Raw genomic sequence first — 26,203 nt, forward strand, 5'->3', positions numbered from 1 at the left:
TCGAGGTGAACAGGTCGAGAAGAGAGAGACCGCGAGCATGACCGTGCAGACCGAACGGCCGCCCTCAGGCCCGTCGGACGTCCGCAAGGCGGACGGTGGGGGAACCGGCGGGCCGAGAGCGGGAGCCGCGTCGCGCGCCGGCGCACTGGCCCCGTATCTGCTGTTGCTGCCCGCCGCCGCGGCCACCGTGCTGCTGCTCGGCTGGCCGCTGGTGAAGGACGGCCTGCTGTCCTTCCAGAACCTCAACATGGCGCAGCTGATCCAGCACGTCACCGAGTGGACCGGCTTCGACAACTACAAGGAAGTCCTCACCGGCGAGGAATTCTGGCGCGTCACCCTCCGCTCCATCGTCTTCACCGCGGTCAACGTCGTCCTCACCATGGTGGTGGGCGGCCTGATCGGTCTGCTGCTCGCCCGTCTGGGCAGGGTGATGCGGTTCGTGCTGATGATCGGCCTGGTCCTGGCCTGGGCCATGCCGGTGGTCGCCGCGACCACCGTCTACCAGTGGCTCTTCGCCCAGCGCTTCGGCGTCGTCAACTGGGTGCTCGACAAGCTCGGCTGGCACTCCATGGCCGACTTCAGCTGGACCGGCAGCCAGTTCTCGACCTTCTTCGTCGTCACCGTGCTGATCGTCTGGATGTCCGTCCCCTTCGTCGCGATCAACCTGTACGCGGCGACCACCACCATCCCCGGCGAGCTGTACGAGGCCGCCGCACTCGACGGGGCCGGCGTCTGGCGCAGCTTCACCTCGGTCACCCTGCCGTTCCTGCGCCCGTTCCTCTACGCGACGACGTTCCTGGAGATCATCTGGATCTTCAAGGCGTTCGTGCAGGTGTACACGTTCAACGGCGGCGGTCCCGACCGCCTCACCGAGATCCTGCCCGTCTACGCCTACATCGAGGGCGTCGGCAACCAGCACTACGGCATGGGCGCGGCGATCGCGGTCCTGACCATCCTGATCCTGCTCGGCCTGACCGCGTACTACCTCAGGATCGTGCTCAAGCAAGAGGAGGACGAGCTGTGAAGCGCTCGCTCTTCGGCCGCGCGTGGCCCAACGTCACGGCCGTCGTCCTGTTCATCGGCCTCGTCTTCCCCGTCTACTGGATGTTCGCCACGGCCTTCAAGCCGACCGGCGACATCATCTCGGAGGACCCGGTCTGGTTCCCGACCGACGTCACCTTCGCGCACTTCAAGACCGCGACCCAGGCCGACCACTTCTGGACCTACGTCGGCAACTCGTTCATCGTCACCGTCTGCGCGGTCGTCTTCTCGCTGATCATCGCGCTGGCCGGGTCCTTCGCCCTGGCGCGGATGCGGTTCAAGGGGCGGCGCGGCTTCATCGTCGGCTTCATGCTCGCCCAGATGGCGCCCTGGGAAGTCATGGTCATCGCGATCTACATGATCGTGCGCGACGCGTCGATGCTGAACAGCCTGGTGCCGCTCACCCTCTTCTACATGATGATGATCCTGCCCTTCACCATCCTGACGCTGCGCGGCTTCGTCGCCGCCGTGCCGAAGGAGCTGGAGGAGTCGGCGATGGTCGACGGCTGCACCCGGTTCCAGGCCTTCCGCCGCGTCATCCTGCCGCTGCTCGCCCCGGGCCTGATGTCCACCTCGATGTTCGGCTTCATCACCGCCTGGAACGAACTGCCCCTCGTCCTGGTCGTCAACAAGGAGGCAGAGTCCCAGACCCTGCCGCTGTGGCTGACCAGCTTCCAGACCGTCTTCGGCGACGACTGGGGTGCGACCATGGCCGCCTCCTCGCTCTTCGCCGTCCCGATCCTGATCCTCTTCGTCTACCTCCAGCGCAGGGCCGTCAGCGGCCTGACCGCCGGCGCCGTGAAGGGATAGCACCACCGATGACGACCCTCGCCAGGGCCACCGACACCCTCACACGCGACGCCCTCGCCGTCCTCCAGCCCGGCTTCGCCGGCACCACCGCCCCCGACTGGCTGCTGCGCCGCATCGGCGAGGGGCTGGCGGCCGTCGCCCTGTTCGGACGGAACGTCACCTCGCCCGAGCAGGTGGCCGCCCTGACCGCCCGACTGCGCGCCGAGCGCGAGGACGTGCTGGTCGCGATCGACGAGGAGGGCGGTGACGTCACCCGTCTCGAGGTGCGCACCGGTTCCTCCTTCCCCGGCAACCACGCCCTCGGTGCCGTGGACGACGTCGGGCTCACCCGGGCCGTGGCCGCGGAACTGGGCCGCCGGCTCGCCGCCGCGGGTGTCAACTTCAACTGGGCGCCGTCCGCCGACGTGAACTCCAACCCGGACAACCCGGTCATCGGTGTCCGCGCCTTCGGGTCCGACACCGACCTGGTCGCCCGGCACACGGCCGCCTACATCACCGGGATGCAGTCCGCGGGCGTGGCCACGTCCGCCAAGCACTTCCCGGGCCACGGCGACACCGGCATCGACTCCCACCACGCCATGCCGCGCATCGACGTGGGCGCCGATGTGCTGGCCGAGCGCGACCTGGTCCCCTTCCGCGCCGCCATCGCCGCCGGCAGCCGTGCGGTGATGAGCGCCCACATCCTGGTCCCGGCCCTGGACCCGGAACTTCCGGCAACGTTGTCCCGGCGCATCCTGACCGACCTGCTCCGCGGTGAACTGGGCTACGACGGTCTCATCGTCACCGACGGCATCGAGATGAAGGCCGTCGCCGGCACCTACGGCATCGAACGCGGCACCGTCATGGCCATCGCCGCCGGGGCCGACGCGATCTGCGTGGGCGGCGGGCTGCACGACGAGGGCACGGTACGGCGGCTGAGCGACGCGCTGGTCGAGGCCGTCCGTGCGGGCGAACTCTCCGAGGAGCGCCTGGCCGACGCGGCGGAACGGGTCAGGGCCCTGGCCCGCTGGACCGCGGCGAACCGCCCCGCCGACGGGGCCTCGGACACCGCCGACGGCGACGTGGGGCTGCGTGCGGCCCGCCGCGCCCTGCGCGTCACCGTCGCCGACGACCCGGGCCCGCTCGCCGAGGCGCCGTACGTCGCCGCGTTCACCCCCGTGGCGAACATCGCGGTCGGTGACGAGACGCCCTGGGGCGTCGCCGCCGAGCTGGCCCGTCTGCTGCCGGGCACCGGGACGGGGAGCTTCAACGGCGCCGACGCGGGGACCGAGGCGCTGGCCGCGGCGGGCTCCCGCCGCATCGTCGCCGTCGTCCGCGACGAGCACCGCCACCCGTGGATGGCGGCGGCCCTCGACGTCCTGCTGGCGGCCCGGCCGGACACGATCGTCGTCGAGATGGGCGTCCCGCGCGCCGCACCGCGCGGCGCCCGCCACCTGGCCACCCACGGCGCGGCCCGCGTCTGCGGCCGGGCGGCCGCGGAGGCCATCGCGGGCGTCTGACCCGCACCCGTCACCGCACGGAAGGCGCCGTCCCGCAGGGGGCGGCGCCTTCGCTGTCCTGTCCGCCGACGCGGACGGGCGACCGGGGTACGAGGAAGGCGCCGGCCCCCGTGACGGGATCCGGCGCCTTTCGCGCGGGTGTGTCCGGGCCGCCCGCGGGCCCCGCGACGGGCGGGAGCGGGGCAGGTCAGATGCCCTGCCAGTCCGGCTTGTGGGCGTAGGTGTGCCGGAAGTAGTCGGCGAGCTTCAGCTTGGACGCGGCGGCCTCGTCGACGACGACCGTGGCGTGCGGGTGCAGCTGCAGCGCGGAGGCCGGACACACGGCCGCGACCGGTCCCTCGACGCTCGCGGCGACCGCGTCGGCCTTGCCCTCGCCGGTGGCGAGCAGGACCAGGTGCCGCGCCTCCAGGATGGTGCCGATGCCCTGCGTGATCACGTGGTGCGGCACCTGCTCGATGTCGCCGTCGAAGAAGCGCGCGTTGTCGACGCGGGTCTGCTCGGTCAGCGTCTTGATCCGCGTCCGCGAGGCGAGCGAGGAGCACGGCTCGTTGAAACCGATGTGCCCGTCGGTGCCGATCCCCAGCAGCTGCAGATCGACCCCGCCGGCCTCGCTCAGCGCCCGGTCGTACGCCTCGCACGCGGCCTGCACGTCCGGGGCCGTCCCGTCCGGGCCGATGAACGCGTCCATGCCGATGCCCAGCGGTTCGAGCACCTCGCGGCGCAGCACGGAGCGGTACGACTCCGGATGCTCCGCGGGCAGCTCCACGTACTCGTCGAGCTGGGCGATCCGCGCCCGCGCGGTGTCCACGGCACCCGAACGCACCTTGGCCGCCAGCGCCTCGTACACGGGCAGCGGCGTCGATCCGGTGGCCACCCCGAGCAGGGCGTCGGGCTTGCGCCGGAGCAGCTGTGCCATGGCCTCGGCTATGAGTGCGCCGCCCGCCTTGGCATCGGGAACGATGACAACTTCCACGCTGGCCTGCCGTTTCGAAGAGAGGACTCACCCGGGGCCCGGGACTGGCTATGTGGTTTAGACCAATCTAACAGAGCGGAGCCGCGCGGTCGCGCCGAAACGGTCAGGCGGGTGGAGGGCGCGACGGCGTGTGCCGGGCACCGGGCGTGGGGCCCGATCCGCCGTCGAACGCCGGGGGCGGGGTCGGGGTCGGGGTCGGGCCGGGGCCGGATGCCGGGCGTCCGGGCGTCCGGGTGGCAGCCGGCGCGGTGCCGGGGCCCGGGTGCCGGCGTCAGGTCAAGGAGCCTCCCGTGGCGTCCACCCAGCTGCCTGTGACCCACCGGCTCTCGTGCGAGGCGAGGAAGGCGACCACGTCGGCCACCTCGGCCGGTGCGCCCACCCCGCCCAGGGCCGAGAGTGCCGCGGCCCCCGCCCAGCCGTCCGGGCTCCCGTGCAGCAGCTCGGCCGTGTTGTCCGTGTCGATGATGCCGGGCGCCACCGAGTTCACCGTGATGCCGCGGGCGCCCAGGATCTTGGAGAGGTCGCGTGTGAACACGTCCAGTGCGCCCTTCGTCATCGAGTACGCCATGTTGCCCGGCATCACCGCCGTGCGGGCCAGGCCCGACGAGATGTTGATGACCCGGCCGCCGTCGCGCAGCCGCCCCATGCCGTGCTTGAGGATGAAGAACGGCGCCTTCACATTGACCGTGAAGACCGCGTCGTAGTCCGCCTCCTCTATCTCGCCGATGGGGCGCGTGCTGCCGATCCCCGCGTTGTTCACCAGCACGTCCAGACCGTCGGCGTGCCTGTCGAACTCCTCCCACAGGGCCTCGGCGGCACCTGGAGCGGCCAGGTCGGCCCCGATCGCGAACGCCGAGCCGCCCGCCGCCTCGATCGCGGTGACCGTCTCCTTCGCCGCCGCCTCGTTCCTCCCGTAGTGCACCGCGACCCGTGCGCCGTCGCGGCCGAGCCGCTCCGCGATGCCCCGCCCGATGCCCCTGCTCGCCCCGGTGACGAGTGCCGTCCTGCCCGTGAGCACGCCCATCTCGGCTCCCCCTTCTCATTCACTAGTGGTCGCTACAGAAATGAACGTACACGGGGGCGGAGCCTTTTTCTAGTGCCCGCTATAAAATGCACTCCATGGTGAGCGGCGAGCAGAGCGGTGGGACGGGCACAGAGGGCGGCACGCTGAGCGCCGCGGGGAAGAGCGGGCGGTCGGCACCGGCCCGCGGGGGCGCGGCCAGGACCCGTGGCCGTCCGCGCTCCTTCGACCGGGCGACGGCACTGGAGGCGGCGCTGCTGGCCTTCTGGGAGCACGGCTACGAGGCCACGTCCGTCTCCGACCTGACCCGGGTCATGGACATCGGCGCCCCGAGCCTCTACGCCGCCTTCGGGGACAAGCGCTCGCTGTTCGAGGAGGTCGTCCAGGAGTACGGGGTGCGCTACGGCGCGTTCGGCGACCGCGCCCTCGCCGAGGAGCCGACCGCGCGGGCGGGCATAGAACGGATGCTGCGCGAGGCCGCCGCCGAGTACACGGCCCCGGGCCGCCCGCACGGCTGCCTCGTCATCCACGCGGCCGCCAACTGCTCGACCGCCGAGGTCGAGGAGTCCCTGCGGGAACGGCGCAACGCCAACATCGCCGCGATCGAGCGCCGGATCGCGGCGGACGTGGAGCGCGGCGTGCTGCCGCCGGACACCGACGCCGCCGGCCTCGCCCGCTACACCGGCGCGATGATCCAGGGCATGTCCCAGCAGGCCCGCGACGGCGCGAGCCGCACCGAGCTGGAGGCGCTCGCGGAAATTGCCCTGGCGGTCTGGCCCCGCGGGTAGGCCAACAGGGTTAGGCTTCTGGCGGCGGCGCCGGACGTCGGCACGGCCGCCGAAAGCCGACAACGACAAACAACGTCCACCGCATGGACACGGTCAGTGGTCTAGTCCACAATGTCATTGAGTCACTGACCGTGCAGCTCACGCGAAGTGAACGTCAGGCTTCCGTCCTCCCCGCACAGGAGGACGGACCGAGGAACCGGAGCTCTCTGCCCTGACTGCCCCGGCTCCTCATCCTTCGGCCGACCGGGACCGCACACCCCACGGCCGATGTTGCTCCGGGCTGCGGTGCCGGGAGGGTTGAGGGTCCCTCCCAGGCGCCGCGGCCCGCGGGTGTTTCCGGGGGCTCCGGACGGTGCCGGACGCGGGGGAGCGGTGGACCGCGGCTGGGTTTCGGTCGCCGTACGTACCGCCAGGTACGCTCAGCCCCGTGCCCTCCATGAACGAACTCGTACGCCAGCACACAGCGCTCGACGCCTCCGACCTCGAGTGGCTCCATCTGCTGGTCTCGGAGTGGCAGCTCCTGTCCGACCTCTCCTTCGCCGACCTGGTCCTGTGGGTCCCCACCCGCGACGGCACCCGCTACGTCTCCGTCGCCCAGATGCGGCCCAACACCGGCCCCACCTCCTACCAGGACGACATGGTCGGCCACCTCGTCCCGCGCGGCCGGCGCCCCATGCTGGACGCCGCCCTGGACGAGGGCCGCATCGTGCGCGAGGGCGACCCCGAGTGGCGCGAGGAGGTGCCGGTCCGCGTCGAGTCCATCCCCGTGCGCCGCCAGGGACGCGTCCTGGGGGTCATCGCCCGCAACACCAACCTGCTCACCGTGCGTACGCCGAGCCGCCTGGAACTCACCTACCTGCAGAGCGCCTCCGACCTCGCCCAGATGATCGCGGCCGGCGCCTTCCCGTTCGAGAACCAGCAGGTCGACATGGACGCGTCGCCGCGCGTCGGCGACGGCCTGGTCAGGGTCGACGCCGACGGCATCGTCCAGTACGCCTCCCCCAACGCGCTGTCGGCCTACCACCGCATGGGCCTGGCCGCCGACCTGGTGGGCCAGCACCTGGGCCGGACCACCGCCGAACTCGCCCCGTCCCGCGGGCCGGTGGACGAGGCGCTCGCCAAGGTGGCCAGCGGCTGGGCGCCGCGCGAGTTCGAGATCGAGGCGCACGACGGGGTGATCCAGTTCCGCGCGATCCCGCTCAAACCCAAGGGCACCCGCATCGGTTCGCTGGTGCTCCTGCGCGACGTGACGGAACTGCGCCGCCGCGAACGCGAGTTGATCACCAAGGACGCCACCATCCGGGAGATCCACCACCGGGTGAAGAACAACCTCCAGACGGTGGCGGCCCTGTTGCGCCTGCAGGCCCGGCGCATCGGCTCCGAGCGGGGCCGCGAGGCACTGGAGGAGGCCGTCCGCCGGGTCGGGTCGATCGCGATCGTGCACGAGACGCTCTCGCAGAACCTGGACGAGCGGGTGGAGTTCGACGAGATCGCCGACCGCGTGCTGGCGATGGTGGCGGAGATCTCACCGGGCAAGGTCACCGGCCGGCGCACCGGCCGCTTCGGCATCCTCGACGCCGAGGTCGCCACCCCGCTGTCCATGGTGCTGACCGAGGTGCTGCAGAACGCCCTGGAGCACGGCTTCCGCGACGGCGACACCGGCTCGGTCGAGGTCTCGGCGGTCCGCGGCGGTACCGCCAAGGAGGCCCGGCTCCTGGTCACCGTCCAGGACGACGGAGTGGGTCTGCCCGAGGACTTCGACCCGCACCGCTCCGGCAACCTCGGCCTGCAGATCGTCCGCACCCTGGTGGAGGGCGAGCTGGGCGGCACCTTCGACATGGTCCCGGCCCCGGAGCGCGGTACCCGGGTGATCCTCGACCTCCCGGTGCCCACCGGCAAGTAGGCGGAACCGGCAGGAGCCGCCGGTGCCGGCGCCCGGCGCGGTGCCGGGCACAGCAAAAAGCCCCGGACCGGTGAAGGTCCGAGGCCAGTGCTCGTGCGATACATCGTCCGATGCGCATCGGGGGTACTGCGCGCTGCGGCTCGGGAGCGGGGGATGCGTACTCGCTGTACGCGCCGCCAAGCTGAGGCTGTCAGTAGGGGTGGGTTGTCAGGCGGAGGCCTGACGGGCCCGGTTGCGGGCGGCACGGCGCTTCATCGCGCGGCGCTCGTCCTCGCTGAGACCACCCCAGACGCCGGAGTCCTGGCCGGACTCGAGCGCCCACTGCAGGCACTGCTCCATGACGGGGCAGCGACGGCAGACGGCCTTGGCTTCCTCGATCTGCAGCAGCGCAGGACCGGTGTTGCCGATGGGGAAGAAGAGCTCGGGGTCTTCCTCGCGGCAAACGGCGCGGTGACGCCAGTCCATGGCTGCTACCTCTCCTTGGTATTACATGCTGGGATGCTTGTGAATGTGAACGCTTTCACGAATCCCTCAACAAGGGAAGGGCCTACAGCCAGGTTCCCTGGCGTGGTCCTTGGTTTGAAGAGGGGTTCCGGTGATCTGTGGATGCCGGTCCTGCGGGCTGTCCCGATCGCCAAGAAGAGACTCGCAAACCTCGGCGGCGGATACAACCCCTTCCGGAAAGTTTTTTTTGATTCTTCGGTGTCGACTAGGTCACAGCCGTACTTCCATGGGGTGGACCCTGGTCTAAACGTTCGAGTGAAAGGACTTTCGCCCCTTCTGCTCACACAATCACACGCAGTGCACGGCGTACGCCTGTGAACGTCACGCTGGTGCGCAACCCCAGGTGGTCACCGTCCATCTGAAGGGGCAGCGGCACCTTCGAATGCAAGGTGAACTCGGTCTGGTCGTGCAGCGAGACCGCGTGCCGGCCCCGGGGGCCGCGCTCCGGGGACGAAGTGAGCAACTGGGTGCCATACCGGGCAACCGCGGCGGTGGACAGTCTGCTCAGTCCGAACACGTCGAGCCCGGTGTCGAACGACGCCTCCGGGGAGGCGTAGATCGGCCGGTTGCCGAGGAACGTCCAGGGGCAGGTGTTCGAGACTATGGACAGCACCAGATCGGTGACCGGGTCCTCGCCCGCCCGCTCCAGAGTGATGGTCCCGCTGCGGCGGTGCGGCTCGCCGATGAGCTGGCGCACCACCTGGCGGACGTAGAGGGCGTGCGTCGACTTCCTGCCGCGCTCCCGGTGCTGCTCCACGCGGCCGACCACCCCGGCGTCGAACCCCAGTCCCGCGTTGAAGGTGAACCAGCGGGCCGGGACCGACTCGTCCTCCGAGCCCGGCGTACCCGACGCCAGACCGAGGCCGACGGTCCGCTCACGTCCCTCGCGCAGGGCGTCCAGCAGTGCTCCGGTGGCCTCCACCGCGTGGTTGGGCAGGCCGAGGGCGCGGGCGAAGACGTTGGTGGAGCCACCGGGGACCACCGCGAGGCCGGGCAGGCTCTCCGGCATCGGACCCGCGTGCAGGAGACCGTTGACGACCTCGTTCACCGTGCCGTCGCCGCCGAGGGCGACCACCAGGTCGATGTCGTCGCTCTGTGCCGCCTGCCGGCCGAGGTCGCGCGCGTGGCCGCGGTACTCGGTGGTGACCGCCTCCAGCTTCATCTCGCTCGCGAGGGCGTGGATCAGCACGTCGCGCGTACGCGCACTCGTGGTGGTTGCCGCCGGGTTGACCACGAGAAGTGCACGCATGCTGTGCAGGGTACCTACTGGGTGGTACTCGGCCCAGACCGATGTGAAGATCCCCACCGGGCCCCGCGCCGCGTGATACGCCCGACACCCGGGCGGCCGGGGACGCGGGCGCGCCGAGGGCTACCCTGCAGGGGTGAGCAGCGAGCAGACCCCCGACCCCACCCTCTCGGCCGCCGAAGAGGCGGAGCCCCGCCCCGCCCGAGTGACGGCCGCGGCCGCGATCGCCGCGGTGGAGGGCCTGGCGCTCGTCGTCGGCGGCGCCTGGATGCTCGTGGGGGGCCTCACCGGGCACCCCGCCGACCGGACCGCCGCGGTCACCGGCGGCGTCACCCTGCTCGTTCTCGCCCTGCTGCCGCTGCTCGCCGCCCGCGGACTGCTCCGCTTGCGGGGATGGAGCCGCGGACCCGCCGTGATCACGCAGGTCATGGCGCTGCCCGTCGCCTACAACATGCTGGGGGCGGACGGCGTGGCCGTCCCCGCGGGCATCGTGCTCGGCGTCGTGGCCTTCGCCGCGCTGTACATGCTCATCAATCCCGAGACCACCCTGGCCCTCGGCATCAGGGGCCCGGGCAACGCCGGCAGACGTTCGTAAGCCGCCCGCCACCTGCCGCCCGACCGGCGGCCCACGGCCCGCACCCCGTCCCGTGTCCGGGCCGCAGCCGGTCCCGCGACCGGCCGCGATCGGCTTCGGCCGGCTCGCGCCGTGACCGGCGCTACTCCTCCACCAGCAGCTTCTCCCGCAGCTGCGCCAGTGTGCGGGCCAGCAGCCGCGACACGTGCATCTGCGAGATCCCGACCTCCTGCGCGATCTGGGACTGCGTCATGTTGCCGAAGAAGCGCAGCAGCAGGATGCGCTTCTCCCGCGGCGGCAGGTCCTCCAGCAGCGGCTTGAGCGACTCCCGGTACTCGACCCCCTCAAGGGCCTCGTCCTCGGCGCCGAGGGTGTCGGCGACCGCAGGGGACTCGTCGTCGGTGTCCGGGACGTCCAGGGACAGCGTGGAGTACGCGTTGGCCGACTCCAGGCCCTCCAGGACCTCTTCCTCCGAGATCGACAGCTTCTCGGCGAGCTCGTGGACCGTGGGGGAGCGGCCGTGCAGCTGGGACAGCTCCGCCGTGGCCGTCGTCAGGGCCAGCCGCAGCTCCTGGAGCCTGCGCGGGACGCGCACCGCCCAGCCCTTGTCCCGGAAGTGCCGCTTGATCTCGCCGACGACCGTGGGGGTCGCGTACGTGGAGAACTCCACCCCGCGGTCCGGGTCGAAGCGGTCGACCGACTTGATCAGGCCGATGGTGGCGACCTGGGTCAGGTCGTCCAGCGGCTCCCCGCGGTTGCGGAAGCGGCGCGCGAGGTGCTCGACGAGCGGCAGGTGCATGCGGACCAGCCGGTTGCGCAGCTCCGCGTACTCCGGGCTGTCCTTCGTCAGGGTGCGCAGCTCGGCGAAGAGGAGGCGCGCACCGCTGCGGTCCTGCGGATCGTGCCGTGTGCCCTGCGTGCCCCGGGCACCCGCCGCGTGGCCGTCGGAGTGTCGCTCGTGCTCGCTCATCGTCCCGCCCGTTGCCCTTTCCCGAGCCCTCGCCTCCGCTCGGACGGGCCGGACGGGGGTGTCCCCGGTCCGCTGCCCGTCGCCCGGAACGACGGCCTCGGGCGAGGTCTCGTCCTCCGGATGCGGCCGGGCCTGCTCGGGGATGCCGTCGATGCCTTCCGCCGTGCGTCGTGCCTCGTCCGGAGAACGTGTGCCCTCGGCCGGCCGCTCCCGTGTACCGCGCTCTTCGTCCCGCACCGGCCCGTCCCCCTCCCTCACGTCGGCCCGGGTCCCGCGCCGCGCTGTTTGTAGAGGCTGATCGAAACGGTCTTGTCCTCGTCCACGGCGGAGGAGACCTTGCCCGCGAGGGCGGAGAGCACCGTCCAGGCGAAGGTGTCCCGCGAGGGGGCGTGGCCGTCCGTTGTCGGGGCCGAGACGGTGACCTCGAGCGAGTCGTCGACGAGGCGGAAGACGCAACTGAGCACCGAGCCGGGCACGGCCTGCTGCAGCAGGATCGCGCAGGCCTCGTCGACTGCGATGCGCAGGTCCTCGATCTCGTCGAGGGTGAAGTCCAAACGAGCTGCGAGGCCGGCCGTCGCCGTACGCAGCACCGACAGGTAGGCACCCGCGGCCGGCAGCCGGACTTCGACGAAGTCCTGGGTCGCGGGCTCGCCTGCGATCTGGGACACCCTCACCTCCAAGGTGGTACAAGCGTTACAGGGCCGAGGGACGCCCCCCGGGATAACGCGATACGTGGTTCAGCGGTGACGTTATCGCGCTCCGAAGTTTCCTGTCCCCGAGACCCCAACCCCGTGCTGTCACTCATAGTAAACACGCGAACACGCACAGTGGCTAGAGGGTGGGCGGCCTCAAATCGGAAGAGCGCGCGCCGGGTTGACGTACCCAGACGTCAGACGGTCGAACCGTCCCCGGCGGAGGTCACACCAGGACGTGATCGACGAAGCACCAGCGCCAGCTCTCGCCGGGCTCGAAGGTCCGCATCACCGGATGACCGGTCTCCTTGTAGTGCGCCGTGGCGTGCTGCCTCGGCGAGGAGTCGCAGCAGCCGACATGGCCGCAGATGAGGCACAGCCTCAGCTGCACCGGGTCCGTGCCTTCGGCCAGGCACTCCGGACAGGTCTCGCCGCACGGCTCGGGTTCCGGGTGCGGCAGCGCGTCGGCGTGCGTGCACTGTTTCATGATTGCCAGGTTACGACGGGCGTGCGGATGACCGCGCGGAAAAAGAGGGCGGGCGAGGACGATGGACGTGATGCCGCTGCTGTTGCTGGTGGCGGGCAGTGCCGCGGTCGCCGCGGCGGGACGGCGCGTGCCGGTACCGGTGCCGCTGCTGCTGGTCGCGGCGGGTCTGGCGGTGAGCTACGTGCCCGGTGTGCCGGACTACACCCTCGACCCGCACGTCGTCCTGCCGCTGCTGCTGCCCCCGCTGCTCTACACGGCGGCCACCGACAGCTCCTACCTGGACCTGCGGGCGCAGGCCCGTCCCGTGGCGCTGCTGTCCGTGGGCTACGTCCTGTTCGCCACGTTCGTCGTCGGCTGTGCGGCGTACCTGATCGTGCCCGGGCTGCCGCTGACCGCGGCCCTGGTGCTCGGCGCGGTGGTGGCGCCCCCGGACGCCGTGGCGGCGACGGCGGTGGCCCGCCGCGTGGGGCTCCCCTCCAGGATCACCACGATCCTGCAGGGCGAGTCCCTGGTGAACGACGCCACCGCCATCACCGCCTTCAAGGTGGCCCTCGCCGCGGCCGTCGGCGAGGGCGCCACCTGGGCCGGCGGGATCGGCGAGTTCCTGATCGCGGCGGTGGGCGGCGTCGGCGTCGGACTGGTCCTGATGGTGCCGCTGCACTGGCTGCGCACCCACCTGAGGGAGGCGCTGCTGCAGAACACGCTCTCGCTGCTCATCCCGTTCGCCGCCTACGCGGTCGCCGAGCAGGTGCACGCCTCGGGGGTGCTCGCGGTGGTAGTCGTCGCCCTCTACCTCGGCCACCGCGCGTGGGAGGTCGACTTCGCCACCCGGCTGCAGGAGGAGGCGGTGTGGAAGATGGTCGCGTTCGTCCTGGAGTCGGCCGTGTTCGCCCTCATCGGACTCCAGCTGCCCGTCGTCCTCAAGGGCCTGGGGGAGTACGAGGGTGCCGAAGCCGCCTGGTACGCCCTCGCCGTCTTCCTGGTGGTCGCCGTGGCCAGGTTCGTGTGGGTGTACCCGGCGACCTTCCTGCCCCGGCTGTCGGCACGCGTACGCGCGCGTGAGGAGGACCTCTCCTGGAAGGGGCCGTTCGTGATCGGCTGGGCCGGGATGCGCGGCGTGGTCAGTCTGGCCATCGCCTTCTCCATCCCGCTCACCGTGCACGGCGGCGAGCCCTTTCCCGAGCGCAACCTGATCCTGTTCCTCACCTTCACCACGGTCATCGGCACGCTGGTCGTGCAGGGTGTCAGCCTGCCGCCGCTGATCCGGCTGCTGAAGTTCCCCGCGCACGACGTGCAGGCCGAGACCCTGGCGGAGGCCAACGCACAGGCCCAGGCCTCGCGGGCCGCGGAGCAGCGCCTGGACGATCTGCTCGCCGACGAGCGCAACGCCCTGCCGGCCCCGCTCGCCGACCGTCTCCGCACGGTTCTGGAGCGCCGCCGCAACGCCGTCTGGGAACGGCTCGGCCAGGTCAACTCCGTCACCGGTGAGACCGTCGACGACACCTACCGGCGACTGTCCCGGGCGATGATCAGCGCCGAGCGCGAGGTCTTCGTCCGGTTGCGGGACGGCCGCTACATCGACGACGAGATGCTGCGGACGCTGCTGCGCCGACTGGACCTGGAGGAGGCGGCGGCCTACCGGGAGACCACGTAGCGCCCCCGGGTGCGCCGGCAGGGCCCGCTCAGGGGAAGGGCCGTCCGGTGACGACCGCCGCCAGCGTCGTCCCGCGCGGGAAGGCGCCCTCCTGGACGAGCGCGAGCAGGGCGTACAGCATCTTGGCCACGTAGACGCGCTCCACGGGCAGGCCGTGGCGGTGCTCGAAGTCCTCGGCGAAGGCGTCCAGCGCGGGCGTCGTACGGGCGTAGCCGCCGTGGTGGAAGCGGTCGTCGAGGCTCCAGGCGCCGCGCGGCCCACCGAACGCGCGCTCCTGGAGCCGCCGTACGTCGCCGTCCAGGAAGCCGCCCTTGAGCACGGGTATGCCGAGGGCCCGCCGTCCCCGGGGGAGTCCCGCGGCCAGCCCGGCGAGCGTGCCACCGGTGCCGCAGGCGACGGCGGCCACGTCGGCGTGTTCGCCCAGTTCCGCACCCAGGGCGAGGCAGCCGCGGACGGCCTCCGCGTTGCTGCCTCCCTCGGGAACGACGACGGCGTCCGCCACGTCCACCGCACGCAGCAGGGCCGCCAGGGTCTCCGGGTCCGCCTTGCGGCGGTATGTCGAGCGGTCGACGAAGTGCAGCCGCATCCCGTCGGCGACGCACCGGGCCAGCGAGGGGTTGAGGGGCAGGTCCGCCAGTTCCTGACCGCGCACCACGCCCACCGTGGGCAGCCCGAGCAGCCGGCCCGCGGCGGCCGCGGCCCGCAGGTGGTTGGAGTAGGCGCCACCGAACGTGACCACCGGGCGGCCGCCCGCGGTGGCGAGGCTGGGCACCAGCTTCCGCCATTTGTTGCCGACCAGCTCGGGGTGGATCAGATCGTCCCGCTTGAGCAGCAACCGGACGCCGTGCCGCTCGAAACGCCCGTCGGCCACCTCCTGCAGCGGGGAGGGCAGACGGGGTTCCAGAGCGGTGAGGTCTCGGGTGTCGGTGCCGGTCACTGCGCCATTGTCGCGCCACCCCGCGCGGGGGACACCTCGCTCCTGCCGGTGCCTGTGCCTGTGCCGGTGCCGGACCGCGCGGGGCGGTCGTGGGTCACTTGAGCCGGTCGCGGATCCGCTCGCGCATCGAGGTCATCGTGAAGCCGCGCGGATCCACCTTCCCCGGCTGCCACTCCAGATGGCCGATGACGGACCGCTCGCTCCAGCCGTGGTGGCGGCACACGGCCGCGGCGGCCCGCTCGATGGCGTCCAGTTGTGCGGCCGGCCACGGGTCGTCGCCGTCACCGAGGTTCTCGCACTCGAAGCCGTAGAAGTACCGGTTGCCGTCGACGCCGGCCTCGTTGTCCGGGGGCGGCGCCTTCTCAGCGATCACCGCGCGCAGGACGTCGTCGTCGCCGAGCCCGGCGTGGTTGGTCCGGCCGTAGCCGACCAGATGCACCCGGCCGTCCTTGGTGATGACGCCGTGGCACAGCGGGCCGGGCAGGTCCTCGTGGCCCGTGCGGCAGATCTCCACGGTGGCGGCGCTGCCCCGGGTGACGGTGTGGTGGATCATCACTCCGTGCACCGGGCCCCAGGGGCCCTTGTGGTTGCGGTTGTGCTCCCGCCAGTCACCGGTCTCCACGACGGTGAGGCCCTCCGCCTTCAGCGCCTCGAGGAAACTGCTGGCGGACATCGGTGCGGCCACGGCCGGCTCCTTCACGCTGGGTGACGACCGCCCGACGCGACCGCCTCGTACGGAGCTTGTACCGAAGCGGAGCACCTCCTATTACTTGTTCGTCCCGTGTGCGAGCCGTTTCGGCCAATCCCGCCCAGGCCGCCGGCGCCGAACCGGGAGGGCGAACCAGCCGGACACGTCGCCTCGACGCCGGACAAGCCCTCATATCTGCCCCGGCCGCGCGTGATCCATTCCCGCTCTTTCGTGTAATAGCACCGGCACGCTCCGTGAGGAAGGCTGGTGCCCGCACATCGATGCCGGGCGCAGCCGTCCGGCACGACCGGGAGGGCAATTCCTTATGTCGGTAGGCGAAGAGGTCCGCACCGAGCAGACCAGGCCGCAGCAGAGCCTCGGCACGGCGGCCGCGCGGAACCTGGCCACCACGACCAAGTCCGTTCCTCAGATGCAGGAGATCAGCTCGCGCTGGCTGCTGCGCTCGCTCCCCTGGGTGGACATCCAGGGCGGCACGTACCGGGTGAACCGGCGCCTGACCTTCGCCGTCGGCGACGGCCGCGTGACCTTCGTGAAGACCGGCGACCGCGTCGAGGTCATCCCCGCCGAACTGGGCGAGCTGCCGGCCCTGCGGTCGTACGAGGACGACGCGGTCCTGTCAGCGCTCGCGCAGCGCTGTGAGCAGCGGGAGTTCGGACCCGGTGAGGTGATCGCCTCGTTCGGCGGCCGGGCCGACGAGGTCTACCTGCTGGCTCACGGCAAGGTCGAGAAGATCGGCACCGGCCCGTACGGCGACGACGCGGTGCTCGGCGTCCTCGCCGACGGCGCCTACTTCGGCGACCAGGCACTCCTCGACGGCGACGCCATCTGGGAGTACACCGCCCGCACGGTGACCGCCTGCACGGTGCTGGTGCTGCCCCGCCAGGAGGTGGAACAGGTCGCGGAGCGGGCCGACTCCCTGCGCGAGCACCTGGAGCACCGGCGCTCCCTCCCGGAGCAGCGCACCAACAAGCACGGTGAGAAGGCGATCGACCTCGCGGCCGGTCACAGCGGCGAGCCGGATCTCCCGCACACCTTCGTCGACTACGAGGCCCGGCCCCGCGAGTACGAACTGAGCGTCGCCCAGACGGTGCTGCGCATCCACTCGCGCGTGGCCGACCTGTACAACCAGCCGATGAACCAGACCGAGCAGCAGATCCGGCTGACGGTCGAGGCGCTGAAGGAGCGCCAGGAGCACGAGCTCATCAACAACCGCGAGTTCGGCCTGCTGCACAACTGCGAGTACGACCAGCGCATCCAGCCGCACGACGGCGTGCCGAGCCCGGACGACCTCGACGAGCTGCTGAGCCGCCGGCGCGGCACCAAGCTGCTCCTCGCCCACCCGCGCGCCATCGCCGCGATCGGCCGCGAGCTCAACAAGCGAGGCCTCGTCCCCGAGACCATCGACGTCGCCGGGAACCGCATTCCGACCTGGCGCGGTGTGCCGATCTACCCGTGCAACAAGATCCCGGTCACCGAGGCCCGCACGTCGTCGATCATCGCGATGCGTACCGGCGAGCAGGACCAGGGCGTCATCGGTCTGCGGGCCACCGGCATCCCCGACGAGATCGAGCCGAGTCTGTCGGTGCGCTTCATGGGCATCAACGAGCAGGCCGTCATCAATTACCTGGTCACGGCCTACTACTCGGCCGCGGTCCTCGTGCCGGACGCGCTGGGCGTCCTGGAGAACGTCGAGATCGGCCGCTGGCGGTGACGTCAGCGTCCCGGACGTCGTGTCCCCGCCCTCCCGGGCGGGTACACCCCCGGGGTACGGACGGGCCCGGGGGGAAGGTGAGTCCATGACGGAGATCCGGCGCGGTGCCGCCGTGACGCGTCGTCCCACCGTGACGCCTGAAAGGCACGGGCTCATCGGCACACAACGGGAGGAGCGTCCGGGGGAGTCGTCGGGGGGACACGGGCCGATGGCCGAAGCTCACGAGTCGGCCGCGCTCCTGAGGGAGTCGAGGGAGTCGGTCGACCCCGAACTGCGTTCCGCCATCGCGACGTTGCCCGAATCGATGCGCCGGGTCGCCCTCTACCACTTCGGTTGGCAGCAGGCGGACGGCACCCCCGCGGCGGACAACGCGGGCAAGGCGATCCGCCCCGCCCTGGTCCTCACCGCGGCGGCCGCGCTCGGCGGCCCGGCGGCCCGTGCGGCGGCCGGACGGGCCGCGGCGGCGGTGGAACTGGTCCACAACTTCACCCTGCTGCACGACGACGTGATGGACCGGGACGTCACCCGCAGGCACCGCCCGACCGTGTGGACGGTGTTCGGCGAGGCCGACGCGATCCTCGCCGGGGACGCCCTGCAGGCGCTCGCCCTGCGGCTGCTCGCCGCCGATCCGCACCCGGCGTCCGCGGCGGCGGCCGTCCGGCTCGCCGACTGCGTCATGGAGTTGTGCGAGGGCCAGCACGTGGACACGGCCATGGAGCGGCGCCCGCCGGGAGAGGTCACCCTCGAAGAGACGCTCGCCATGGCAGAGGCCAAGACGGGCGCTCTGCTGGGCGGCGCCTGTGCCCTCGGCGCGCTGTACGCGGGTGCCGCCGTCGAGGACGTCGAGGCGCTGGACGCCTTCGGTCGCGAAGCGGGGCTGGCCTTCCAGCTCATCGACGACGTCATCGGCATATGGGGCGACCCGCGCCACACCGGGAAGCCGGCCGGTGCGGATCTGGCCGCCCGCAAGAAGTCACTGCCGGTGGTCGCGGCCCTCACCTCGGGCACCCCGGCCGCCGCCGAACTCGCCGCGCTGTACGCGGCACCGTACGACGAGAGCGAGGAGGACCTGGAGCGCACCGCCCTGATCGTGGAGCAGGCCGGCGGCCGGGACTGGGCGCAGGCCCAGGCGGCCGACCGGATGGCGAGAGCCATGCAGGAACTGGCCCGAGCCGTGCCGGACCCGGAGGCGGCGGGCGGCCTGCTCGCGCTGGCCGAGTTCGTGACCCGGCGCAGCACCTGACGGCCGCGCCGGCCGCGCAAGACCCCGGAGCCCGTGCAGGGCCGTACGGCACCTGACCGACGTACGGCCGCACCGCCGACGGCTCCGGACCGGCGGGTCCCGCACTTCCCCACGGTGTGCGGGGCCCGCCACCCTGCTCCCGGGCGCGCGACCGCGGGGAGCGCCCCGCCCCCGCTGCCGCTCACCGACTAGGCTCAACGGCCGTGAAGACGACCGGTGTTGAGCCGGTGAGGTCGATTCGAAGGGGCGCGGCATGGGTGTGGTGATCCGCACGGCGGGGGCGGACGACCGGGAGTTGGTCGTCCGGCTGCTGGACGAGGCCTTCCAGGACGATCCGGTGAGCGGCTGGGTCTTCCCCGGGGAGGAGTACCGCCGTCGGACGCACCACCGGCTCATGGCCGCGTTCGCCGACGCCGTCTTCGCCGACGGCCGCATCGACCTCACCGAGGACGGTGCCGCCTGTGCCCTGTGGCTGCCCGTCCTCGCCGGCGAGCCCGTCGGCACCGAGCCGGAAGACGGGGCCGGGGGAAGTGCCGAGGACGCCCCGGCCCGGGTCCGCGAGGCCGTCGACCCGGGGAACGAGCGCGTGGAACTGATAGCCCGCCTCACGGACGGCATCCACCCCATCGACCGGGCCCACGCGTACCTGTGGATGATCGGCGTGGCTCCCGGACGCCAGGGCGAGGGGCTGGGCACCGCGCTGATCGAGAGCGAGCTCGACCGGTGCGACCGCGCGGGCCTGCCCGCCTATCTGGAGGCGAGCAGCGCCCGCGGCAAGGTGCTGTACGAACGCCTCGGTTTCGAGTTCACCGGCCGGGCCCTGGATCTGCCCGGCGGCCCCCGTATGTGGCCGATGTGGCGCGAGCCGCGCCTCCCGTGACCGTGCGGACCGCCGCGCCAATCCACTCCCCAAACAACTACGTATGGAGTACTGTGGCCGTAGTGGTCAACGCGGCCAACGCGAAGGGGAGACCGGTTTGCGCAAGCTCACGTACTTCATCGCCTGTTCGATCGACGGTTTCATCGGCGGTCCGGACGGCGACGCGACGTTCATGGTCCGGTTCGCCGACGAGGAGTTCTTCGAGTTCCTGAAGGCGGAGTATCCGGAGACGCTGCCCACCCACGGGCGTCGGCCGCTCGGCATCGACGACCTGCCCAACAAGCGGTTCGACACGGTCGTCCAGGGGAGGGCCAGCTACGACTTGGCCCTCAAGGAGGGCATCACCAGCCCGTACGCTCATCTGCGCGAGTACGTCGCCTCGCGCACGCTCACCGAGTCGCCCGATCCGAACGTCGAGATCGTCTCGACGGACCTGGTCGGCAAGGTCCGGGAGCTGAAGGCCGAAGACAGCGCCCTCGGCATCTACCTGTGCGGCGGCTCGGTCGTCGCCGGGGAGCTGGTCGACGAGATCGACGAACTGGTCATCAAGACCTACCCGGTGATCCTCGGCACCGGCATGCCGATGTTCGCCTCCGGGTTCGAGCTGAACGAGTTCGTGACGGACTCGGTGCGGACCTTCGGCAACGGCACCGTGGTGCGGACGTATCACCGCAAGCGCTAGACCGCCGTCCGCCCTAACCTGGAGGCATGGACAGCGACACCTACGTCTGTCCGGTCTGCGGACAGCCAGTCGAAGCAGTCGTCCGGCGGCACAAGACGCTGGGCGCGTGGGTCCCGGTCCGGGCCCCGGGCCCGTGCCGCAACCCGGAGTGCGCGGCGGATTCCGGGGCGGACGCGCGGGCCGCCGGGGCGCGGCCCGACGCGGCGCGCCACTCCCGAGGGGCGACCATGGAGAACCCCTGACCACGGCAACGCCGAAGGGGCCCGGCCGGGAAATATCCCGGCCGGGCCCCTTCGGGTTCTCCTGCGGTCTGCGATGGTGCACCGATCGCGGGCCCGGGAGACCGACGTGCGTCAGGCCTTCTTGGTCTCCCAGAAGATCTTGTCGATCTGGGCGATGTAGTCCAGGGCCTTCTGACCGGTCGCCGGGTCCTTCGAGCCCTTGGCGGCCGACAGGGCCTTCAGGGTGTCGTTGACCAGCTGGTGCAGCTCCGGGTACTTCTCGAAGTGCGGGGGCTTGAAGTAGTCGCTCCACAGCACGGAGACGTGGTGCTTCGCCAGCTCGGCGCGCTGCTCCTTGATGACCGTGGCACGCGTCTGGAAGTGCGGGTCGTCGTTGCCGGCCATCTTTTCCTGGACGGCCTTCACCGACTCCGCCTCGATGCGGGCCTGGGCCGGGTCGTACACGCCGCAGGGCAGGTCGCAGTGGGCGCTGACCGTGACCTTGGGGGCAAACAGGCGGGAAAGCATGAAGCGTTCCTTCCTCGTGATCGTCTTCTCAGGGGGGACATTACTCCCTGGGAGGCGTGATTTCGCGGGTGCCCCCTTGGGCTTAGGACAAAAGTCCGGGGTGAGACTGAGACTGGTGGAGGAAAGACCGGGGAGGTGCCGGGTGATGCCGGAGCAACTGTCGCAGGACACCGAGCGCGCGAGAGGTGCGCTGCCCTTCGGGCCGGCCGAGGTGACCGGACCGTCGATGGTGCCCACGCTGCACCACGGTGACGTGCTGCTCGTGCACTGGGGAGCGCGGATCCGGCCGGGCGACGTGGTTGTGCTGCGGCATCCCTTCCAGCAGGACCTGCTCGTGGTCAAGCGGGCGGCCGAACGGCGCGGGGCCGGCTGGTGGGTGCTCGGGGACAACGCGTTCGCGGGTGGGGACAGCACCGACTACGGAGTGGTCCCGCGGGAACTGGTCCTCGGCAGGGTCCGCTTCCGGTACCGGCCGAGGACGGGTCAGCGCTCCCCGTTCGCCGTGGCCCGCTGGGCGCTCTCGGCGGTCAGGCCCGTGCCGGCCGAGCGGTCCGCCTCCAGGCGCTTGCGGGCACGGTAGGCCGCCACGTTGGCGCGGGTGGCGCAGCGGTCGGAGCAGTAGCGCCGGGAGCGGTTGGTGGAGGTGTCCAGGTAGGCGTTGCGGCAGGGGGGCGCCTCGCACAGGCCCAGCCGGTCCACGCCGTACTCGGTGAGGTGGAAGGCCAGGCCCATCGCCGCGATGGCGGCGAAGCCGGCGGTCGCGTTGGAGGGATGGTCGGCCAGGTGCATGTGCCACAGCGGGCTGCCGTCCTCCGCCCGGTGGTCGTGGCCGGAGATCTGCGGGCTCACCGGGAACTCCAGGAGCAGTGAGTTCAGCAGGTCCACGGCGAGGGTCGCGTCGCCGCCGTCGGCCGCCTCGAAGACCGCACGCAGCCTGGCCCGGACCGAGCGGAACCGTGTCACGTCGGCCTCGGACGCGCGCCGCGCCGCCGACCGGTTGGCGCCGAACAGCTCCCGGACGGCCTCCACCGAGGTCAGGGAGTCCTGTCCCCGCGACGGTTCCTCGGTGTTGACGAGACGTACGGCGTAATCCGAGTAATAGGCCAGTTCCACTTGTAGTCCTTACGAAGGGGCTCTATGGTCGTGCCTGCGGTCAGGTAACAGCTGATCGTGCTCCCAGGGTATTACGCGATGCAGGCATGGAGGGGCTCGATGACCCACGTGGACGCCACCAGGACCACCACGACCGCCACGACCACGACGACCGCCGGTGCGGGGGCCGACTGGCAGGCCTGGCAGCGGAGCTGGGACCGGCAGCAGGAGTGGTACATGCCGGACCGCGAGGAACGGTTCCGGATCATGCTCGACATGGTCGAGGCGCTCGTCGGACCGGCCCCGCGCGTACTCGACCTGGCCTGCGGCACCGGCACCATCACGGCCCGGCTGCTCGCCCGGTTCCCGGAGGCCACGAGCACCGGGGTGGACCTCGACCCCGCGCTCCTCGCCATCGCCGAGGGCACCTTCGCGGGCGACGACCGGGTCTCCTTCGTCACCGCCGACCTCAAGGACCCCGACTGGCCGTCGACGCTGCCGTACGACACGTACGACGCCGTGCTGACCGCGACGGCCCTGCACTGGTTCCACGCCGAACCCCTCGCGGATCTCTACGGCCGGGTCGCGGGCCTGGTCCGCGACGGTGGTGTCTTCATGAACGCGGACCACATGATCGACGACACGACGCCCAGGATCAACGCGGCCGAGCGCGCACAGCGGCACGCGCGGATGGACGCCGCCAAGGGCGAGGGCGCGCTGGACTGGTCCGAATGGTGGCAGCTCGCCGCCCGGGACCCGCTGCTCGCCGGGCCTACCGCCCGCCGCTTCGAGATCTACGGCGAGCACGCCGACGGCGACATGCCCTCGGTGGCGTGGCACGCGCGCGTCCTGCGCGAGAAGGGCTTCGGCGAGGCGCGTCCGGTGTGGTGCTCGCCGTCGGACACGCTGCTGCTCGCCGTCAAGTGAGACGGTGACAGCGCGGAGGAGCGGCACGGGAAACCCCGTACCGCCCCTCCGCGCTGTCCCGCCGGGGACCCGTGCCGGCCTCAGAGGACCTTGGACAGGAACGCCTTCGTCCGCTCGTGCTGCGGGTCGGTCAGGACGTCGCGCGGATTGCCCGACTCGACCACCACGCCGTCGTCCATGAAGACCAGGCTGTCGCCGACCTCGCGGGCGAAGCCCATCTCGTGGGTGACCACGACCATCGTCATGCCGGACTCGGCGAGGTCGCGCATGACGTCGAGGACGTCGCCGACCAGCTCGGGGTCGAGCGCCGAGGTCGGCTCGTCGAACAGCATCAGCTTCGGGTCCATGGCCAGCGCCCGGGCGATGGCCACGCGCTGCTGCTGGCCGCCGGAGAGCTGCGAGGGGTAGTTGCCGGCCTTGTCGCTCAGGCCCACGCGCTCCAGGAGCTCGCGCGCGCGGTCCCTGGCCTGGGCCCTGCTCACGCCCTTGACCTGGACCGGCGCCTCCATGACGTTCTCCATGGCCGTCATGTGCGGGAACAGGTTGAAGCGCTGGAAGACCATGCCGATGTCCCGGCGCTTGAGGGCGACCTCGCTGTCCTTCAGCTCGTAGAGCTTGTCGCCCTTCTGGCGGTAGCCGACCAGCTCGCCGTCGACGTACAGGCGCCCGGCGTTGACCTTCTCCAGGTGGTTGATGCACCGCAGGAACGTCGACTTGCCGGAGCCGGAGGGGCCGATGAGGCAGAACACCTCACCCTGCTTCACCTCCAGGTCGATGCCCTTGAGGACCTCGACCGCGCCGAAGGACTTGTGCACGCCCTCGGCCTTCACCATGGCGTGCGAGGAGGACTGCTTCATGCCGCGGCTCCCTTCGGACGGCGCGTGGGCAGAACCGCACCCCTGAGGCGCTGCAGCGGCGTCGGCGGCAGGGACCGGCTCGAACCGCGGGCGTAGTAGCGCTCGACGTAGTACTGTCCGACGCTCAGGATCGAGGTCATGATCAGGTACCAGGCGGCGGCCAGGAAGTACATCTCGACCGTGGAGCCCGCGTTCTGGCCGATGTCCTGAGCCTGTTTGAACAGGTCGTAGAACTGCACCGCCGAGACGAGCGAGGTCGTCTTCAGCATGTTGATGACCTCGTTGCCCGTGGGCGGCACGATGACCCGCATCGCCTGCGGGATCACGATCCGGCGGAGCGTCTTCGGGTGGCTCATGCCCAGGGCGTGCGACGCCTCGGTCTGCCCCTCGTCGACCGAGAGCAGACCGGCGCGGCAGATCTCGGCCATGTAGGCGGCCTCGTTGAGGCCCAGCCCGAGCAGCGCCGTGAGCAGCGGCGTCATGAAGGACGACCAGTAGTCCTTGTAGAGCGGACCCAGGTTGATGTACTCGAAGACCAGGCCCAGGTTGAACCAGACGAAGAGCTGGACCAGGACCGGGGTGCCGCGGAAGAACCAGATGTAGAACCACGCCACCGACGAGGTCACCGGGTTCTTCGACAGCCTCATCACGGCGAGCAGGATGCCGCCGGCGATGCCGATCACCATCGAGAGCACCGTGAGGACCAGGGTGTTCCAGACGCCGTCGAGAATGCGGTCGTCGAAGAAGTAGTCGGGGATCGCTCCCCAGTTGATCTTGCCTTGCGCGAAGGCGTAGACGACCGCGCCCAGGAGAGCGAGCGCGACGACCGCGGACACGTACCGTCCCGGGTGCCGGACCGGAATGGCCTTGATGGCCTCCGGCCCGGCGGGGGGCCTCGCGTCGGGACCGGTCGTCTTGTTGACGTCAACAGTCACGGATGGAGCCTTTCAGAGCCGCGTCGAACGGGACGGTTCAGGAGCCGCCGTTGATCTTGGCCTCGGTGATCGCGCCGTCCGCGACACCCCACTTCTCGACGATCTTCTTGTACTCGCCGCTGTCGATGACGGCCTGCACGGCCGCCTGCAGCGCGTCGCGGAGCTGGGTGTTGTCCTTGGCGACGGCGATGCCGTAGGGGCCCGCCTCGACCTGGTCACCGACGATCTCGAAGTAGTTGCCGCCGCCGGAGTTCTTCACGGAGTACGCGGCGATCGGGAAGTCGGCGGAGACGACGTTCGCGCCCTTGGAGCGCATCCGGGTCTCGGCCTCGGGGTTGGTCGAGAAGTCTTCGATCTTCAGGGTCTTCTTGCCGGCCTTCTCGCACTTCTCCGCCTGTTCCTTGGCCAGGTCGTGGGAGAAGGTGTTGCGCTGGACGGCCATGGTCTTGCCGCACAGGTCGTCCCAGGTCTTGATGCCCTGGTCGTCGCCCTTGTTGGTGTAGAGGGAGACACCCGCGGTGAAGTAGTCGACGAAGTCGACGCCGGCACCGACCTTCTTGCCGGTGTCGCCGTCGATGCCCTCCTGCCGGTCCTTGGTGTCGGTCATGGCCGACATGGCGACGTCGTAGCGCTTGGAGGCGAGACCGCCGACGAGGGTGTCGAACGTGGCGTTCTGGAACTCGAACTTCACGCCGAGCTGCTTGCCCAGGGCCGCCGCGAGGTCGGGGTCGATGCCGGCCGTCTTGCCGGAGTCGTCCTTGAACTCGACCGGAGCGTAGGCGATGTCGGATCCGACCTTGATGGCGCCCTTGTCACGTATCGCCTGCGGCAGCTTTTCGGCCAGCGGGGCTCCCGAGGCGGACTGGCTGTCGCCGCCGTCGTTCTTCTTGGTCTGGTCGCCGCATCCGGTGAGCAGCAGAGCGCCTGCGACCGCGATCGCACCGACCGCTGCTAGCCGGGACTGCGCGGCGGTCGTACGACGGGTGGAGCGTGCGGTCATGGTGGTTCCTCCGGCGGATGATGGAGTTGCCGATGGGACGGGACGCCGGCCGGGGGACCGACAGGCGCGGTGGGTCGACGAGAGCACACACCTTCGAGTGCCGCGACCTCGTGTGATTACGGCATCTTGCCATTCGGACTCGGCCGTTCAGGGGGGCCGTCATGTCAAAATCGGATAACGGGTCACCCCCCGAACCGCACCAGGTCGGTACATCACGACCGAACCTTTGCGGGAATCTGCCCTTCCGGCCGGAAGATCTGCGGAATTTCTCGTTATCCGACCATGGATCGCGGGTGAGCGGGGCCGTCGAGGGCTGCGT

28 protein-coding genes are annotated in these 26,203 nt (G+C 71.0%); 14 read left to right on the top strand and 14 right to left on the bottom strand.

The window, feature by feature from the left end:
• Positions 1–37 precede the first annotated feature (37 nt).
• Genes EV562_RS14970 through EV562_RS14980 form a run of 3 tightly spaced genes read left to right on the top strand, consistent with a single transcriptional unit; the run spans position 38 to position 3,350 of the window.
• Positions 38–1,024: a sugar ABC transporter permease gene (locus tag EV562_RS14970; protein ID WP_133887288.1), complete on the top strand. Its 987-nt coding sequence runs from the start codon at positions 38–40 to the stop codon at positions 1,022–1,024.
• Positions 1,021–1,851, top strand: a complete 831-nt coding sequence (locus tag EV562_RS14975) for a carbohydrate ABC transporter permease (RefSeq protein WP_133887289.1) — start codon at positions 1,021–1,023, stop codon at positions 1,849–1,851. The genes EV562_RS14970 and EV562_RS14975 overlap by 4 nt, the downstream gene beginning before the upstream one ends.
• Positions 1,852–1,859: 8 nt before the next feature.
• The gene (locus EV562_RS14980) at positions 1,860–3,350 is read left to right on the top strand and encodes a glycoside hydrolase family 3 protein (RefSeq protein WP_133887290.1); all 1,491 of its coding nucleotides are present in this window, start codon (positions 1,860–1,862) and stop codon (positions 3,348–3,350) included.
• 187 nt (positions 3,351–3,537) lie between these two features.
• Here the strand turns inward: EV562_RS14980 and nagB are convergent, their stop codons facing one another.
• The gene (nagB, locus tag EV562_RS14985) at positions 3,538–4,323 is read right to left on the bottom strand and encodes a glucosamine-6-phosphate deaminase (protein ID WP_133887291.1); all 786 of its coding nucleotides are present in this window, start codon (positions 4,321–4,323) and stop codon (positions 3,538–3,540) included.
• A 271-nt stretch (positions 4,324–4,594) separates the two neighbouring features.
• Positions 4,595–5,347: an SDR family oxidoreductase gene (locus EV562_RS14990; protein ID WP_133887292.1), complete on the bottom strand. Its 753-nt coding sequence runs from the start codon at positions 5,345–5,347 to the stop codon at positions 4,595–4,597.
• Between the two features lie 95 nt (positions 5,348–5,442).
• Here EV562_RS14990 and EV562_RS14995 point away from each other — a divergent pair, with 95 nt between their 5' ends.
• Both EV562_RS14995 and EV562_RS15000 read left to right on the top strand, forming a co-directional pair.
• Positions 5,443–6,132 (top strand): TetR/AcrR family transcriptional regulator, encoded by a 690-nt coding sequence (locus EV562_RS14995; RefSeq protein WP_133887293.1) that lies wholly within the window; start codon positions 5,443–5,445, stop codon positions 6,130–6,132.
• A 436-nt stretch (positions 6,133–6,568) separates the two neighbouring features.
• Positions 6,569–8,035 carry a PAS domain-containing sensor histidine kinase gene (locus EV562_RS15000; RefSeq protein WP_208298361.1) on the top strand — a complete coding sequence of 489 codons (1,467 nt, stop codon included), beginning with the start codon at positions 6,569–6,571 and terminating at the stop codon, positions 8,033–8,035.
• A gap of 207 nt (positions 8,036–8,242) precedes the next feature.
• Here EV562_RS15000 and EV562_RS15005 read toward each other — a convergent pair whose 3' ends face one another.
• Positions 8,243–8,500, bottom strand: a complete 258-nt coding sequence (locus EV562_RS15005; RefSeq protein ID WP_003973730.1) for a WhiB family transcriptional regulator — start codon at positions 8,498–8,500, stop codon at positions 8,243–8,245.
• Between the two features lie 319 nt (positions 8,501–8,819).
• Positions 8,820–9,788, bottom strand: a complete 969-nt coding sequence (locus EV562_RS15010) for a diacylglycerol kinase family protein (RefSeq protein WP_133887295.1) — start codon at positions 9,786–9,788, stop codon at positions 8,820–8,822.
• Between the two features lie 133 nt (positions 9,789–9,921).
• On the opposite strand from EV562_RS15010, the gene EV562_RS15015 reads away from it, so the two are divergent.
• Positions 9,922–10,380 carry a hypothetical protein gene (locus tag EV562_RS15015; RefSeq protein ID WP_133887296.1) on the top strand — a complete coding sequence of 153 codons (459 nt, stop codon included), beginning with the start codon at positions 9,922–9,924 and terminating at the stop codon, positions 10,378–10,380.
• A gap of 121 nt (positions 10,381–10,501) precedes the next feature.
• Here EV562_RS15015 and EV562_RS15020 read toward each other — a convergent pair whose 3' ends face one another.
• From EV562_RS15020 to EV562_RS15030, 3 genes are all read right to left on the bottom strand, one after another.
• Positions 10,502–11,566, bottom strand: coding sequence for an RNA polymerase sigma factor SigF (locus EV562_RS15020; RefSeq protein WP_166661797.1), 1,065 nt, complete (start codon positions 11,564–11,566; stop codon positions 10,502–10,504).
• A gap of 17 nt (positions 11,567–11,583) precedes the next feature.
• Complete coding sequence (locus tag EV562_RS15025; RefSeq protein ID WP_003973726.1) at positions 11,584–11,997, bottom strand: anti-sigma regulatory factor; 414 nt, start codon at positions 11,995–11,997, stop codon at positions 11,584–11,586.
• 250 nt (positions 11,998–12,247) lie between these two features.
• Entirely contained in the window at positions 12,248–12,508 is a 261-nt protein-coding gene (locus EV562_RS15030; RefSeq protein WP_104633712.1) for a UBP-type zinc finger domain-containing protein, read from the bottom strand.
• A gap of 61 nt (positions 12,509–12,569) precedes the next feature.
• On the opposite strand from EV562_RS15030, the gene EV562_RS15035 reads away from it, so the two are divergent.
• Positions 12,570–14,162 (top strand): Na+/H+ antiporter, encoded by a 1,593-nt coding sequence (locus EV562_RS15035; protein ID WP_133887298.1) that lies wholly within the window; start codon positions 12,570–12,572, stop codon positions 14,160–14,162.
• Positions 14,163–14,190: 28 nt separating this feature from the next.
• Here EV562_RS15035 and EV562_RS15040 read toward each other — a convergent pair whose 3' ends face one another.
• Positions 14,191–15,099, bottom strand: a complete 909-nt coding sequence (locus EV562_RS15040) for a pyridoxal-phosphate dependent enzyme (RefSeq protein WP_133887299.1) — start codon at positions 15,097–15,099, stop codon at positions 14,191–14,193.
• Positions 15,100–15,193: 94 nt separating this feature from the next.
• Positions 15,194–15,772 (bottom strand): N-acetylmuramoyl-L-alanine amidase, encoded by a 579-nt coding sequence (locus EV562_RS15045; protein WP_133887473.1) that lies wholly within the window; start codon positions 15,770–15,772, stop codon positions 15,194–15,196.
• A 340-nt stretch (positions 15,773–16,112) separates the two neighbouring features.
• Here EV562_RS15045 and EV562_RS15050 point away from each other — a divergent pair, with 340 nt between their 5' ends.
• From EV562_RS15050 to EV562_RS15070, 5 genes are all read left to right on the top strand, one after another.
• Positions 16,113–17,519: a family 2B encapsulin nanocompartment shell protein gene (locus tag EV562_RS15050; protein ID WP_133887300.1), complete on the top strand. Its 1,407-nt coding sequence runs from the start codon at positions 16,113–16,115 to the stop codon at positions 17,517–17,519.
• Between the two features lie 85 nt (positions 17,520–17,604).
• Complete coding sequence (locus EV562_RS15055; protein WP_133887301.1) at positions 17,605–18,762, top strand: family 2 encapsulin nanocompartment cargo protein polyprenyl transferase; 1,158 nt, start codon at positions 17,605–17,607, stop codon at positions 18,760–18,762.
• Positions 18,763–19,015: 253 nt separating this feature from the next.
• Positions 19,016–19,642, top strand: a complete 627-nt coding sequence (locus EV562_RS15060; RefSeq protein ID WP_133887302.1) for a GNAT family N-acetyltransferase — start codon at positions 19,016–19,018, stop codon at positions 19,640–19,642.
• Positions 19,643–19,739: 97 nt separating this feature from the next.
• On the top strand, positions 19,740–20,324 hold the full coding sequence (locus EV562_RS15065) for a dihydrofolate reductase family protein (protein ID WP_133887303.1): 585 nt from the start codon (positions 19,740–19,742) through the stop codon (positions 20,322–20,324).
• 26 nt (positions 20,325–20,350) lie between these two features.
• Positions 20,351–20,566, top strand: a complete 216-nt coding sequence (locus EV562_RS15070) for a hypothetical protein (protein ID WP_133887304.1) — start codon at positions 20,351–20,353, stop codon at positions 20,564–20,566.
• Positions 20,567–20,677: 111 nt separating this feature from the next.
• On the opposite strand, the gene sodN is transcribed toward EV562_RS15070, so the two are convergent.
• The gene (sodN, locus tag EV562_RS15075; RefSeq protein WP_003973716.1) at positions 20,678–21,073 is read right to left on the bottom strand and encodes a superoxide dismutase, Ni; all 396 of its coding nucleotides are present in this window, start codon (positions 21,071–21,073) and stop codon (positions 20,678–20,680) included.
• Positions 21,074–21,218: 145 nt separating this feature from the next.
• Here sodN and sodX point away from each other — a divergent pair, with 145 nt between their 5' ends.
• Complete coding sequence (gene sodX, locus EV562_RS15080; RefSeq protein WP_166661798.1) at positions 21,219–21,653, top strand: nickel-type superoxide dismutase maturation protease; 435 nt, start codon at positions 21,219–21,221, stop codon at positions 21,651–21,653.
• On the opposite strand, the gene EV562_RS15085 is transcribed toward sodX, so the two are convergent.
• Complete coding sequence (locus EV562_RS15085; protein ID WP_133887306.1) at positions 21,557–22,186, bottom strand: CGNR zinc finger domain-containing protein; 630 nt, start codon at positions 22,184–22,186, stop codon at positions 21,557–21,559. The genes sodX and EV562_RS15085 overlap by 97 nt on opposite strands.
• Before the next feature lie 99 nt (positions 22,187–22,285).
• Between EV562_RS15085 and EV562_RS15090 the strand changes: the two genes are divergently transcribed.
• Complete coding sequence (locus EV562_RS15090) at positions 22,286–23,092, top strand: class I SAM-dependent methyltransferase (RefSeq protein WP_133887307.1); 807 nt, start codon at positions 22,286–22,288, stop codon at positions 23,090–23,092.
• Positions 23,093–23,172: 80 nt separating this feature from the next.
• On the opposite strand, the gene EV562_RS15095 is transcribed toward EV562_RS15090, so the two are convergent.
• From EV562_RS15095 to EV562_RS15105, 3 genes are read right to left on the bottom strand one after another with little or no spacing between them, the layout of a single operon-like run.
• A complete protein-coding gene (locus EV562_RS15095) occupies positions 23,173–23,949 on the bottom strand; it encodes an amino acid ABC transporter ATP-binding protein (protein ID WP_133887308.1) in 777 nt (258 codons plus the stop codon).
• Positions 23,946–24,884 (bottom strand): amino acid ABC transporter permease, encoded by a 939-nt coding sequence (locus tag EV562_RS15100; protein ID WP_133887309.1) that lies wholly within the window; start codon positions 24,882–24,884, stop codon positions 23,946–23,948. The genes EV562_RS15095 and EV562_RS15100 overlap by 4 nt, the downstream gene beginning before the upstream one ends.
• 37 nt (positions 24,885–24,921) lie before the next feature.
• The gene (locus EV562_RS15105) at positions 24,922–25,884 is read right to left on the bottom strand and encodes an ABC transporter substrate-binding protein (RefSeq protein WP_133887310.1); all 963 of its coding nucleotides are present in this window, start codon (positions 25,882–25,884) and stop codon (positions 24,922–24,924) included.
• Positions 25,885–26,203 lie beyond the last annotated feature (319 nt).

Origin of the sequence: Streptomyces sp. BK208, assembly GCF_004364245.1 — a bacterium.
In the GTDB taxonomy this organism is placed as follows: domain Bacteria; phylum Actinomycetota; class Actinomycetes; order Streptomycetales; family Streptomycetaceae; genus Streptomyces.